The sequence below is a fragment of the Metabacillus hrfriensis genome, from assembly GCF_030127205.1.
In the GTDB taxonomy this organism is placed as follows: Bacteria; Bacillota; Bacilli; order Bacillales; family Bacillaceae; genus Bacillus_P; species Bacillus_P dongyingensis.
In genome coordinates this window covers 4212767-4226909 of record NZ_CP126116.1, presented here as the reverse complement: position 1 = coordinate 4226909, position 14143 = coordinate 4212767, and the positions used below count along the sequence as shown (strand labels likewise).

At 39.5% G+C, this 14143-nt stretch carries 12 protein-coding genes; 9 read left to right on the top strand and 3 right to left on the bottom strand.

What is annotated here, in order from left to right; translation table 11 throughout:
- The first annotated feature begins 16 nt into the window (after window positions 1-16).
- The 4 genes from QLQ22_RS20990 to QLQ22_RS20975 all read left to right on the top strand — a co-directional run bounded on the left by QLQ22_RS20990 (window position 17) and on the right by QLQ22_RS20975 (window position 3650).
- Window positions 17-1885 carry a PTS fructose transporter subunit IIABC gene (locus tag QLQ22_RS20990; RefSeq protein WP_284015494.1) on the top strand — a complete coding sequence of 623 codons (1869 nt, stop codon included), beginning with the start codon at window positions 17-19 and terminating at the stop codon, window positions 1883-1885.
- A 99-nt stretch (window positions 1886-1984) separates the two neighbouring features.
- Entirely contained in the window at window positions 1985-2299 is a 315-nt protein-coding gene (locus tag QLQ22_RS20985) for a hypothetical protein (protein WP_284015493.1), read from the top strand.
- A 256-nt stretch (window positions 2300-2555) separates the two neighbouring features.
- Window positions 2556-3002, top strand: a complete 447-nt coding sequence (locus tag QLQ22_RS20980) for a DUF6376 family protein (protein ID WP_223437770.1) — start codon at window positions 2556-2558, stop codon at window positions 3000-3002.
- Between the two features lie 33 nt (window positions 3003-3035).
- Window positions 3036-3650: a protein kinase family protein gene (locus QLQ22_RS20975; RefSeq protein WP_223437768.1), complete on the top strand. Its 615-nt coding sequence runs from the start codon at window positions 3036-3038 to the stop codon at window positions 3648-3650.
- A 56-nt stretch (window positions 3651-3706) separates the two neighbouring features.
- On the opposite strand, the gene QLQ22_RS20970 is transcribed toward QLQ22_RS20975, so the two are convergent.
- On the bottom strand, window positions 3707-4558 hold the full coding sequence (locus QLQ22_RS20970; RefSeq protein WP_252207331.1) for a TetR/AcrR family transcriptional regulator: 852 nt from the start codon (window positions 4556-4558) through the stop codon (window positions 3707-3709).
- 319 nt (window positions 4559-4877) lie between these two features.
- Here QLQ22_RS20970 and QLQ22_RS20965 point away from each other — a divergent pair, with 319 nt between their 5' ends.
- From QLQ22_RS20965 to QLQ22_RS20945, 5 genes are all read left to right on the top strand, one after another.
- Window positions 4878-8099: an efflux RND transporter permease subunit gene (locus QLQ22_RS20965; protein WP_223437765.1), complete on the top strand. Its 3222-nt coding sequence runs from the start codon at window positions 4878-4880 to the stop codon at window positions 8097-8099.
- Between the two features lie 348 nt (window positions 8100-8447).
- Window positions 8448-9134 carry an MgtC/SapB family protein gene (locus QLQ22_RS20960; protein WP_420828883.1) on the top strand — a complete coding sequence of 229 codons (687 nt, stop codon included), beginning with the start codon at window positions 8448-8450 and terminating at the stop codon, window positions 9132-9134.
- Between the two features lie 75 nt (window positions 9135-9209).
- Window positions 9210-10196, top strand: coding sequence for a Gfo/Idh/MocA family protein (locus QLQ22_RS20955; protein WP_223437763.1), 987 nt, complete (start codon window positions 9210-9212; stop codon window positions 10194-10196).
- 100 nt (window positions 10197-10296) lie between these two features.
- The gene (locus QLQ22_RS20950) at window positions 10297-10662 is read left to right on the top strand and encodes a winged helix-turn-helix transcriptional regulator (protein WP_223437762.1); all 366 of its coding nucleotides are present in this window, start codon (window positions 10297-10299) and stop codon (window positions 10660-10662) included.
- A 370-nt stretch (window positions 10663-11032) separates the two neighbouring features.
- The gene (locus tag QLQ22_RS20945) at window positions 11033-12046 is read left to right on the top strand and encodes a DUF3231 family protein (RefSeq protein ID WP_223437761.1); all 1014 of its coding nucleotides are present in this window, start codon (window positions 11033-11035) and stop codon (window positions 12044-12046) included.
- 492 nt (window positions 12047-12538) lie between these two features.
- Here the strand turns inward: QLQ22_RS20945 and QLQ22_RS20940 are convergent, their stop codons facing one another.
- Both QLQ22_RS20940 and QLQ22_RS20935 read right to left on the bottom strand, forming a co-directional pair.
- Window positions 12539-13486 (bottom strand): DUF6454 family protein, encoded by a 948-nt coding sequence (locus QLQ22_RS20940; protein ID WP_223437759.1) that lies wholly within the window; start codon window positions 13484-13486, stop codon window positions 12539-12541.
- A 50-nt stretch (window positions 13487-13536) separates the two neighbouring features.
- A complete protein-coding gene (locus tag QLQ22_RS20935; RefSeq protein ID WP_252207330.1) occupies window positions 13537-13764 on the bottom strand; it encodes a hypothetical protein in 228 nt (75 codons plus the stop codon).
- Window positions 13765-14143 lie beyond the last annotated feature (379 nt).

Genomic DNA, 14143 nt, shown 5'->3' with positions numbered 1-14143 from the left:
TGAAGGGGGAAGAAAAATGAAGATTACAGATTTATTAACAAACGATACGATTATCCTGAACCTGCATGCAGATTCAAAAACGGATGTTATCGACGAAATCATTGAATCACTTGATCGGGCAGGCAAGCTGAAAAATAAAGAAGAGTATAAAAAAGCGATTTTGGCCAGGGAAGAGCAGAGCACTACAGGAATCGGAGAAGGGATTGCCATTCCTCATGCAAAAACAAGTGCAGTGTCAGTACCTGCAATTGCATTTGGCCGTTCTGCAGAAGGCATAGACTATGAATCTCTCGATGGCCAGCCTGCTCATCTGTTTTTCATGATTGCGGCTTCTGAAGGAGCAAATAATGAACATTTGCAAACGCTTTCGAGACTTTCTAGTTTTTTAATGGACCCCGCTTTTAAAAAGAAGCTTGAGGACGCCGATTCAAAAGCAGAAGTACTTGCTGCTATTGATCAAAAAGAAAAAGAGATGGAGGCAGAAGAAGAACCTGCATCATCCTCTTCAGGCAAGAAAATCCTTGCTGTCACAGCATGTCCCACTGGAATCGCGCACACATATATGGCTGCAGATGCCCTGAAGGCAAAAGCGAAAGAAATGGGCGTAAGCATCAAGGTTGAAACAAATGGATCCGGCGGAATTAAAAATGGTTTGACAGATGAGGACATTGCAGAAGCCGAAGCAATTATCGTAGCTGCTGACAAACAGGTGGAAATGGATCGTTTCGCAGGCAAGCATGTCATTCAGGTGCCTGTTGCCCAAGGAATCCGAAAGCCTCAGGAATTAATTCAAAAAGCGCTGGATCAAGATGCGCCTGTTTATAAAAGCAGCGGTGAGAAGAAAACGGCTGACTCACCTAAATCAGGAAGAAACGGTTTTTATAAGCATCTAATGAATGGTGTTTCAAACATGCTCCCGTTTGTCGTGGGCGGAGGGATCCTGATTGCGATTTCCTTTATCTTTGGAATTAATGCCGCAAATCCAGAAGATCCATCCTACCATCCAATCGCAGAAGCATTAAGCACAATTGGCGGAGGCAATGCCTTTTATCTTATGATACCAGTATTAGCTGGATTTATTGCGATGAGTATTGCGGACCGGCCTGGATTTGCACCAGGTATGGTCGGCGGCCTTATGGCAGCTACAGGCGGAGCTGGTTTCCTTGGCGGATTAATCGCCGGTTTCCTCGCGGGTTACTTGGTTGTCGGACTTAAGAAAGCATTCAGCGGCCTGCCAAATTCTCTTGAAGGCATAAAGCCTGTACTGCTTTATCCATTGTTCGGTATTTTACTGACAGGTCTGATCATGATGTTTATTGTCATCGAGCCCGTTAAAGCATTAAATGATGGATTAACAGTTTGGCTTAAGGGAATGGGAACTGGAAACCTTGTGCTGCTTGGATTGATTTTAGGCGGAATGATGGCGGTCGATATGGGAGGACCAATCAACAAAGCGGCCTTTACATTTGGAATTGCCATGATAGACGCTGGAAACTTTGCACCTCACGCAGCAATTATGGCAGGAGGAATGGTGCCTCCGCTAGGTCTGGCACTTTCAACAACTTTCTTTAAAAAGAAATTTACAAAAGCAGAGCGGGAAGCAGGGAAAACAAATTACGTCATGGGAGCATCTTTTATTACTGAAGGAGCCATTCCATTTGCAGCAGCAGACCCGGCACGTGTCATCCCGGCAGCGATCATCGGATCTGCAGCAGCAGGAGCGCTTACAATGATTTTTGGAATTGGACTTCGCGCACCTCATGGCGGGGCATTTGTTATCCCGATTGTTGATGGAAATCCATTGTTATATATTGCAGCAATCCTGATCGGATCACTGATCACAGCTGTTATGGTAGGATTTATGAAAAAAGAAGTAAAAGAATAAATGAATGGCCTATTCACTTGATGAATAGGCCATTCTTACATAGAGTCTCCAGTTTTGATACAATAAGGATTATCTGCTTAATTGCTGGGAGGAACAACTATGACAGATCACATCTATTACGATTTTTGGTATTTGAAATCGGAAGAAATCAAGCTTGACGGTTCTGATACAGGAGCTGTAGCTTATGAAATTGGCATCAATGTGTTTGCTGATGAAGAATTTGATCACCTTTTGGATGATGTCCGGATCTCAGGATTGAATAAAGAAGAGATGCTGAGTTTTGATGTGCCAAACGCAGTTCGCTTATTTTCAAAGCTTGAAGAAGAAGGACTTCACAGTGTCGTCCGTGATATTAAAACAGCCGGCTTTTATTTTGTGATGGGAGAAAAAGTATCTGTCATCCAGGATCGGTAAGAACCTTTAAAATTGACCGCGCAGCTTGATTAATTGTATAATAATAGTAACTTAAATATCTCTTCCTTAAAGGGGAGTAGCTTTTACAGCAAAGTCGTCAATACGGGAATGTTCCCCGGCTTTGCTGGCAGCGATGCTGTTAGCGAGACCTTTGCCGATTATTTGGTGAAGTCTCTTTCGAAAAAGACGTTATGACCAAGTAATTGGATCTGACGTCTTTTATTTTTTCCGAAAATGAAATTAAAGGAGCTGTACGATGATGAAAATATTTAAAGTATTGGCTGTTTTATCCATAGTTTTCCTGAGTGGGTGTTCTTTGCTTGAAGGCGTTAATTCTTCTTTACAGTATGCAAATGATGCAAAGGATTATATTAATCAGGCAAGCACATTTGCAGAGGAGCTTCCTGCCCTTGCTGAAGAGGCTGTAAATAACGAAGAAGCAAGAACAGAGCTTGAGCAGAGTTTAAATAATATGAAGGAAGAAATAAATACATTTAAAGAATCGGATGCGCCGGAGATTGCTGAAGATGCACATAATCAGCTTGTCAGCTACAGTGAATCACTTGAAAGCGGAATTGATTCTGCTTTGAAGCAAATTGAAAACGGAGAGTGGAATCTTAAGCTGCTTGAAGACACAGAAATTGTGAAAACTGTGTCTGAAATGAAAAGCATCTTAGATCAAATTGAACAGCTTGGATCTTGAGAAACAAGGTAAAGAGGAAAGGAGGTTCTCAGGATGAAAGGATATAAGCAATTTGCAGATAGCGTCAAAATAGGAGGGAAAGGGACACGTGCCAAGCTAAATGGCCATGATTCTTCCTTAACCTTCATCGGAGCTGGCAGAAGCGCATTTGTTTTTAAACTTGCGAATGAGAATAAAGCTTTAAAGGTGTTCTTTCCTTCATTTACTCATATTGCAAAGGAAGAAGCTGAGATTTACAGGACCCTTCAGGGGATTGAGTATTACCCCAATCTATATGAAGCGGGAGAAAACTATTTAGTCATTGATTATATTGAAGGAAGCACTCTCTTTGATTGTGTCAGCACGGGAATATCCATAACTGATAAGCATATAGCAGAGATCGATAAAGCTCTTATGCATGCTAAAGAAAGAGGGCTGAACCCGTCTGATATTCACCTTCGCAATATATTCATTACCGATGGGGGCGAGATCAAAATGATTGATGTCGCAAGGTTCCGTCAAACAAAAAACTGCACACAATGGGACGATTTAAAGACGGCTTTTAATAAATACTACCGCAAGACTTATTTTCCTAAAAGAATACCGGCTGCCATGATGAATTTTATTGCAGCTTTGTATAAGAAAAAGCTGATTTCATTAGCATCATAAAAAACGAGAGATTTCTATAAAAGAGATCTCTCGTTTTTTTGCATGGAAATAATGATCTATAAAAGTTTAATTTGATAATAAGCAGCAATGCTCTTCTGAAGCTCTGCTAAAGCCGGATCTTGATTCAAGTTAGCAAGCATCCCCTGTATGACGGCAGTCCGAGGTGAATCCTCTTTAATTTCTGCTTCCAGCACCTCAAGTGTAACAAGAAGATCTCCGGATAGCTGCTGCTTGCTTTGCTCAATTTTGGCTAATAATTCATCACGGTGTATGGCTGTACAAAAAGAGAAAAGATTTTTTTCTCTTTCACTTGAAAGAATGGGTTTCTCTTTTGAAACCTTCAATCCTGATGCAACATCATCCACCCTGTTTAAAAGAAAAGCTGCGAGTTCATCGAAATCCAATTCTGCTTTTTCAAAGATAATGAATTTCAAATAAGAATGAATCATGCCCTGAAGGATTGTGCTTAAATCCCAGATATATTCTTCAATGGACTCACCGTAAATGGCTAGAAGCGCATTTTTAACAAAAAGGTTGGAATCTGCATTCATTTTTTGAATGAAAGCTGCCATTGAAGGGTTATTTGGTATGGCATTCTCCCGCATTTGCATAATAATGAAATCTTTATGTTTATTAATCTCACTCAGCTGGCAGGATAGCTGGGCGATTAAAAGTGCGCGGGGTTCGAGGTCCCGCTGTCTGACAGCCTCCATTTTTGAATGAATCAGCTCAAAATGATATTTGAACGTATCAAGCAGGAGAGCTTCCTTCGATTTAAAATAAAGGTAAAAAGCCCCTTTTGAAATTCCGCATTCGTTCGCAATATCCTGTATGGACGTTGAGGTAACACCTTTTTTAGCGAAAAGGCTCATAGCCGCTTCAATGATCCGCTTTTCTTTTTCCTTCATCGTGTATTCTCCTTATATAACAGTAAAGAATGAATATAGTACAGAATGGCTTATGCCACTATATAAGTCAAGCAAAACTTTCTGACTGAATGTTCACATTAAAAAAGATTCATTTAAAAAAAGATTAATTATGATTGACTGTAAACGACTGGTCATTTATATTATTAATTATTATGACCAGTCAGTCAACAAGGAAAGCGTAACGCCGATTTAGCTCAGGCATGACGGATTCGTTCCCGGCCGAGGGGTTGGGCGCTGGAGCTATACATCATAGCGCCACTTTATACTTTCTTAAAAAAATAAATTGCCGGAGGACAACATGAATCAAATCATTAATTTTGTTTTGAAGAACAAATTTGCAGTGTGGCTTCTTACTATTATTGTGACAGTTGCAGGGCTTTACTCAGGTTTGAATATGAAGCTTGAGACAATTCCGAACATCACAACCCCAATCGTAACAGTCACAACTGTCTATCCAGGTGCTACACCGGAAGAAGTAGCAGAAAAAGTAACAGAGCCGATCGAACAGGCGGTTCAAAATTTAAATGGAGTGAACGTTGTCAGCTCCACATCCTTCCAAAATGCCTCATCCATTCAGATTGAATATGAATTCGAAAAAGATATGGACAAAGCAGAAGAGGAAGTAAAAAGCACTGTATCAGATATCTCTTTTCCTGAAGGAGTAAATGATTCAGATGTTTCAAGACTCAGCATCAACGCCTTTCCGATTCTAGCTTTAAGTATATCAGATGATGAAGGATCTTTAAGTGATCTGACTGCACTTGCCGAAGATGAAATTGTCCCGGCAATAAAAGGACTGGAAGGTGTTTCTTCTGTTGGGGTGTCAGGTCAGCAAGTAGAAGAAGTCCAGTTTTCATTTAAAGAAGAGAAGCTTGAAGAATACGGTTTAGATGAAGAAACCGTTCAAAATATCATTAAAGGGTCTGATGTTAATTTTCCCCTTGGATTGTATACTTTCGGGGATAAAGAACAATCTGTCATTGTAGATGGAAACATCCTGACAATGGAAGATTTAAAGAATATGGAGATCCCGATATCTCCGGGTGGAGGAGATGCTTCTGGACAAGGTCAAAGCAGCATGCCGGGCCAGAATGCTCCAGGGGCAGAGCAGAATCCAGCTGGATCAGTCCAGACTCCAGGGCAGGCACAAGGCTCAGCTCAAGCACCAGCAGCTGGCCAGACACCTCCTGCAACACAGAATATAGAACTCCCGACGGTGAAGCTGTCAGAGCTTGCAGATATTAAAACGATCGGTGAAGCTGAATCCATTTCCAGAACAAATGGAGAAGAAGCAATCGGTCTTCAAATTGTGAAATCCGCAGATGCAAATACAGTTGATGTAGCAAATGCTGTAAAAGAAGAGCTTGACGGTTTTGAAAAAGAGTATGATAACCTTGAGATCCAGTCCACGCTCGATCAGGCTGAACCTATTGAAGAATCCGTCAGCACGATGCTGAGCAAAGCATTATTTGGAGCTGTTTTTGCGATTATCATTATTCTCTTATTCTTAAGAGATATTAAATCAACCTTAATTTCAGTTGTTTCCATTCCGTTATCTTTATTAATTGCGGTTCTTTTACTAAAGCAAATGGATATTACTCTTAACATTATGACACTTGGAGCCATGACTGTTGCAATCGGACGCGTGGTTGATGATTCAATCGTTGTCATTGAAAATATCTACCGCAGAATGTCATTAAAGGGCGAGAAATTAAAAGGAATGGGCTTAGTGCGGGAAGCTACTAAGGAAATGTTTGTTCCGATTATGTCTTCAACAATCGTAACAATCGCCGTATTCCTGCCGCTGGCACTTGTAAAGGGAGTAATAGGAGAATTATTCCTTCCATTTGCATTAACCATCGTTTTTGCATTGCTTGCTTCATTGGTCGTTGCCGTTACGATTGTGCCAATGCTGGCACACAGCCTCTTTAAAAAAGGACTATACGGCGAAACGGCTAAAAAGCATGAGGAACACAAACCAGGGAAAATGACTGGTGTTTACAGAAGTATTTTGAACTGGTCTTTAAATCATAAATGGATTACATCAGGTTTTGCAGTCCTAATGCTTGTCGGCAGCTTATTCCTAGTTCCGGTTATCGGCGTCAGCTTCTTGCCTTCGGAAGAACAGAAGCTTGTCTATGCAACATATAAGCCTGAACCAGGTGAAACAAAAGAACAAGTAGAGGAAGTCGTTGCAAAAGCAGAAAATTTGTTAATGGACCGCAAAGATGTTTCTTTAGTTCAGTTCTCATTAGGAAGCGAAAATCCAATGAGCCCTGGAGATTCAAACAGTGCCGTATTCTTTATCGAATATGAAGATGATACAGAGAATTTTGATAAGGAAAAAGAGAAAGTAATTGAAGATCTTCAAGCTGAGACTGCTCAGGGCGAATGGTCTGCACAGGACTTCACTCAGAGCGCCGGCAGCAACGAAGTTCAATTCTTTGTATATGGAAATGAATTAGAAGACATTGAGCCCACTGTCGGGGAAATTGAAAAAATTCTAAACGACAACGGCAGCTTTAAAAATGTAAGCTCAAGTCTTGCCGAGTCATACGATGAATATACCCTTGTTGCCAATCAGGAAGAACTCAGCAAGCTTGGCCTGACAGCCGGTCAAATCGGCATGGAGCTTAGCCCGCAAAGAGATCGTCCAGTTCTGACTCAAGTTGAAAAAGACGGGGAAGAACTAAATGTTTATCTTCAAACAGAGAAAGAAACGTTTGAAAATGTAGATGATTTAACCGAAAAAACAATCACTTCTCCGCTTGGCAAAGAAGTGAAAATCGGAGATGTCGTAACAGTTGAAGAAGGAAAAACATCAGATACTGTAACACGACGTGATGGCCGCATTTACGTACAGGTTTCCGGTGAACTGACAACGGATGATGTTGCAAAAGCATCTTCGGAAGTTCAAAAGAAAGTGAATGATCTTGACTTGCCGACCGGTGTGGACATAGACACAGGCGGAGTAACAGAAGACATTCAGGAATCCTTTACACAGCTTGGCCTTGCCATGCTTGCAGCGATTGCCATTGTGTACCTGGTCCTTGTGATTACATTCGGCGGTGGACTTGCACCTTTTGCGATTCTGTTCTCACTTCCATTTACCGTAATCGGTGCATTGGTTGGATTATTGATTGCAGGAGAAACGATTAGTATTAACGCAATGATTGGGGCATTGATGCTGATCGGTATCGTTGTCACAAACGCAATTGTCCTGATTGACCGCGTTATTCACAAAGAACGTGAAGGTCTATCGACAAGAGAAGCATTGCTTGAAGCAGGAACAACACGTCTGCGTCCAATTCTGATGACAGCGATCGCCACAATTGGAGCGCTCATACCGCTTGCAATCGGAATCGAAGGCGGCAGCGGCATCATTTCAAAAGGTCTCGGAGTAACAGTAATCGGCGGATTAACAAGCTCTACACTGTTGACACTTCTGATTGTGCCAATTGTTTATGAGATGATGAGTAAATTCAGACGAAAAAAAACGAGAGCAGTTGAGGAAGAATAATGCATGATTAAAAAAGCACCCGGCCGGGTGCTTTTTTTTTATAAAGAAAGCATAAGCTAAAAAGATGTAATACAGGCAAGTAAAGACGTATTTTGGTAAATAATTTTCTATTTGACTGAAAATAGAGAAGAAAGAATTTCAAAAATTGGCTGTTCCGAACCTAATTGCCCTAATCCAATAATCAATCCGATGCCGAATAATATCAGGACTCTTAGAATAAACTCAAAAATCATACCCTGCGTAAGGCCCGACAAATTACACATATATTCCGCGCCTGCTGAATGGTATAATGATTGAAATTAAAATAGACCAAACTAATAGAGAAGAGGGGGAGCGATTTTGGAGGATATTATTGTACATCAGCACACAATCATAAAATTGTTTTTATCCCTCTTAGTCGGAATTATTATTGGACTTGAGCGGGAAATTAAGAAAAAGCCGCTGGGACTGAAAACAACAATTATTATTGCAGTAAGCTCGTGTCTCTTGACCGTGATTTCAATTGAAGCTGCTTATACGTTTTCTAACGATTATAATCGTCCGATGGATCCGCTTCGGCTGGCAGCACAAATTGTATCAGGCGTCGGATTTTTGGGCGCGGGAGCGATTCTCCGCAGAAACAATGATGTCATCAGCGGTCTTACAACGGCAGCGATGATCTGGGGAGCTGCTGGCCTTGGGATTGCCATTGGAGCCGGGTTTTATCAGGAGGCACTTATAGCGCTTATTTTCATGATTGGGTCAATTGAGATCATTGCTCCGTTAGTAAAGAAACTGGGCCCAAAAACGCTAAGACTGAAAGAATTGAAGGTAAAGCTGACCGTTCCTGTTAATATCAATATATCTGATATCTTACACTCGCTTCGCAAAAAAGATATGAAAATCAAGTATGTGAAGATTAAAGATGTTATTGACCGTGATTTGAGAACGGTAGACTTAATTCTGCTGATTAAAAATGACCGTTATACATCAGATGTGTATGAGGATATTAAAGAAGTAAAAGGTATTGAGTCCGTTGAAGTAGAGCTGATTTAAGCAGACGTCAAATAAGACGTCTGCTTAATACATATGGTATTGTAAGAACAAACAAGGTAAATAGGAGGAAACAAATTGATACGCTTTGGAATTATCGGAACAAACTGGATCACTGACCGCTTATTAAAAGCTGCGATGCAAATCGAGGATTTTTCGCTGAAGGCTGTTTATTCAAGAAGCAGCGAAAAAGCTGAAGAATTCGCTGCTAAATATGGGGTGGAGACTACGTTTACAGATTTAGAGAGCATGGCAAAAAGCGATGCAATTGATGCCGTATACATAGCAAGCCCGAACTCATTGCACGCTGAGCAGGCCATTTTATTTATGAATCACAAAAAGCACGTGCTGTGTGAAAAGCCGCTTGCATCAAATGTTAAAGAGGTTACTGAAATGATACAGGCTGCAAAAGAAAATCGCGTGCTGCTTATGGAAGCGATGAAATCAACATTCTTGCCTAACTTTAAAAGCATTCAGGAAAACCTGCACAAAATTGGCACCGTGAGAAGATATACAGCAAGCTACTGTCAATATTCATCCCGTTATGATGCCTATCGGTCAGGAACCGTGCTGAATGCATTTGATCCGACCTTCTCAAATGGATCACTGATGGACATTGGAATCTATGCGCTGTATCCTTCGATTGTTCTTTTCGGAAAACCGGAAACCATTAAAGCGAGCGGGCTGCTATTAAGCTCTGGTGTTGACGGCGAAGGAAGCATTCTTCTTCAATATAAAGACAAAGATGCTGTAATGATGTATTCCAAGATAACAGATTCAGCACTTCCATCGGAAATTCAGGGAGAAGAAGGTACAATTATTATTGACCGCATCAGTACGATTGAAAAGGTGGAAATTCGCTACCGCGACGGCAGATTAGAGGATATTTCAAAACCTCAAAAAGAAGACACCATGTATTATGAAATGAAGGAATTCATCGACTTAATCCAAAATGACCTGTATGAATCAACAATTAATACTTATGAGAATTCAATAAAAGTAATGGAAGTCATGGATGAAGCAAGAAAACAAATTGGTGTTGTTTATCCGGCTGACCAAAACTAAACCAATCCTATCAGGATTGGTTTTTCTCTGCTTTGGGGAAATTCATCTCAAATGGCTATAATAAACATAAACACCCCGTTAACTAAGGAGGACCCTGAAAATGAAAGAAAGAAAGCGGTATAACATTCCGGTAGAGGCAGCTCTCGAAGTAATAGGCGGAAAGTGGAAGTGTGTGATCCTTTGTCACTTGATGCGGGGGAAAAAACGGACGGGCGAACTGAAAAGGCTGATGCCGAGCATCACACAAAAAATGCTGACCCAGCAGCTGCGGGAACTCGAAGAAGATGGAATCATCAGCCGCATGACCTATAATCAAGTTCCTCCAAAAGTGGAATATGAACTAAGTGAGTATGGATGGAGCGTCACAGGAATTCTTGAGTCTTTATCCGCCTGGGGGCTTCATCATATTGAAAAAGTATACGGAGATAAATCAGCTGTACTTGAGGATAACATTTTGAATATCTAATGGTGAAAAGTTAAGGAGGCACTACTCTTACATTTTGGGATATAAGGATTGAAGGAGTACTTAATATCTAAAACATTTGCTTTTTTTGTGGATATTGGATGGAAAATCACATCATCACAATTCTTATAAATTTCTTTTAGAATCCGTTTTTTATCGATTAGTTTTAATGGGATTTCATTAGCCAATTTCGTTCGTTGCTTTAAATGGTAATACTTCCCCCTTTTTTATGAACTAAAGGGGGTAGGGGATATTATCAATAACTAAAATTCGGAAACCAAATTAGAAATGCAATCTAAAAAACACAGATTGATTAATAAAATTTTTCAAATTGGTAAAGTTAAAGAAAACGAAAGGGTTAGGAGGCTTTAGGATGAGCAGTTCAAATCAAGTACCAATTACATCTTCAGAATTAGGAAACTTGTGGATGACGTATCAAGACAAAACAATGATTATGAGAGTTCTGGAATACTTTCTTGAACACGCTGAAAAAGAGGAAACACGGCAAATTCTGCAGTCTTATTATGAACGTTGTGCTGAAAGTGCAGAGTTTGTGAAATCTATTTTTCAACAGGAAGGCGCAGTTATTCCAGTTGGATTTACTGAACACGACGTGAATAAAGGAGCTCCCAAGTTATTCGACTTTATGTATGATGTCATGTATTTACATATGATGGCTAAAATAGGAACTTGTCTTTACGCGCTCTATTCGACTATGTCTTACCGACAAGATATAAGACAATTTTTCAGACGTTTAACAGCTGAAGCACAAGAGGCATATGACCAAACGACAAATATTCTTTTAGAAACAGGGGTTCTTTCTCGCCCCCCGTTTGTTTCGATGCCAAAAGAAGTGAAGTTTGTACAAGATAAAAATTATATGGCCGGGGGATTGAATTGGTTTAGTAATGAAAGATCCTTAAATACAATTGAGGTTTCTCTTATTCATCACTCAATTGAGACAAACCTTACGGGGATGCAATTAATGATCGGATTTGCACAAGTAGCACATAATCAAGAGGTCCGAAACCATTTTATTAAAGGGATGGAACTAGCAAAGAAAATCGAGACATCGTTAGGTGAATTTTTACGTCAAGATTACATTGAACCACCAGCCACTCATGCCGGAAAAGCAACAAATTCAACCGTCGCTCCATTTTCCGATAAATTGATGATGTATAATACCAGTTTGTTAAGTACATTTGGGCTCGGAAGCAATGCACTTGGCGGCGCCTTTAGTTTACGAAGTGATTTGCCTGCGAAAATGGCGCTCCTTGCAAAAAATATTTTTGATTTTGCAAAACAAGGCGGAAAAATTATGGTCAAAAATGGCTGGATGGAAGAACCGCCACAGGTTGAGGATCGTAATCAATTGACAAAAAGGTAGGATAGGTATTTTACCGGAGTGACTATTCAAGGATGCAATTCAAAATGGTCAAATAAAGAAGCAGATTTATACTGGTACTATTGCCCGTTTTTCTCCTTATTAGAAGTAGGAAAGGAAGGAAGTTTGGTTCTAAAGGCCAGTAGCAGAATGAGTGAACGTCCTGTTAAGCCGTTAATAAAAGTCTCATTAGTTATTGTTTATTTTAAAACATCCGATGAAGATAAAGAAAATTTGAGGATGATTTAAATGAGGCACTTAACTTGGACTTAGACTGCCCAATCGTGAGGATCGTATAAATAATACAGAATATCATCAGTCGAAAAAGGATTGCAGCAGCAATCCTTTTTATGTTTTTTAATCTTTTAATCAACATGGCACTTGTTAGTGGTAATCTAACATTCATTAATAAGTTTTGATAAAAAAGTATCAATTAAGAATCTCTAATTAGTTTTTCAAAAGTTGCATACCTTATATCCTTATGCTTCCTATAATTTATTTTTTACTGACTATTGTTTCATACACTAACATAGAGGATTGATCATCGTCCGGTACAGTGTACATGATTAATCCCTGTTTTGTATTTTCAAGAAATACTGGATTGCGTGTTGCAGCATGTCCGTTTTGAGAAAATAGAGTAATTGGCAGTTCGTGAACCATATCCATTGTTTTTATATCCAGTAAGGCCAGACCGCCCAATTCATATTTAGAAGTGGAAACTCCTTGCTGCGGCAATTCAGTAATACCGCTGCATATCATGTTGTCTTTTCCTGCATTCTCGCAGTCCTGATAATCGATAAAGTGGCTGGTATTATTTGATTTACGGAGCACTTTTCCTTTTTCATTGAACTCATAAAACATTCTTGAACCCCAGCTTACAGCCTTTAGAGTTCCTTGTTTTCCATCACGAAGAATTCCTCCAATATGGTCATTCGTGCGGAACACTTCTTCTGAATTCATCGTTTCTGGATTTACTTTATAAATGATTGACTTGCTATTTGGCCGGTACTCTGCAACTGAAATCCAGATTGATTTGCCATCATATGCAATTCCTCCGGGATGGTATATAGTACCTTCACCAAGCTTTAAATCCTTTAACAGCTTTCCTTCTTTAGTAAATACAAATAGATGACCGATGCCTTTACCAGGTGTGCGGTCGTATCCATCATGAGGCTGGTCGTATTTTACCGTTTTTTCGATGATTTCTACAGAAGACATGAAGTACAAGTCTCCGACTTTCGTCATTCCTTGCGGATGAAATGTGTTAAATTGCAGATCAACTTTTTCTTTCTGTTCCCAAACATTATTGCGGGTAAGGTGCTGGAATTTTTCCGCAAGCTGTTCACCGTTCTCCCCGGAATTCATCGCATCAGAGTATGCAAAAGCTGTTGTTACAGTTCCAATAGTTAGAGCGGCAGCCAGTGCAAAAATTATTGTTTTCATTATCCATCCTCCTCAAGTTGCAAGTGATTTATAAAAAGGTTTTTTGTTACCTAGGCAGAAGTAATTTTTTCATCAACTGGTGTTACAGTTACCTCAGGAGATGTGTTTACCATACCTTTTATAACAAACTCCTCATTTAGGGAATTTCTATTAATCATATTCTCTGCTAATTTTCTATCCATCGGACATTTCTGACAGCAATCCTTATTTATTGAATAATTAGAGCAGAGCCTATGTATTCTCTCCCCATCTTTATTCTTCTTTCTCGTCTGCTTCATCCTTTTTCAGCTTCTCTCATTAACAGCATCTTGAATTCCAATGTTTTTCACTCCTTAGATGTGTATTATCCAGTACAGACATATTGTTAACACAAATAGAATATGAGCTGAATAGAATTTACTTATTTCATATATAAACTATAAGAAGAATACCTTTTCTTAACTTTCGAATAGAAATCTTACAAAAAACTTAATGAATTTACATTTTGAAATGCTTCTCAATTTAAATAGTCCATCAAAAGTGACTATATAACCCCGTATTTTTACACTTATTTTTAATAATTATGTAAAATTAAGGAAGTATATAAAGTGAATTGCGACTTTATCATCAGATTAACTCTATGAATATATTCCTGAAAATAAGAAAATAGGAATCTTT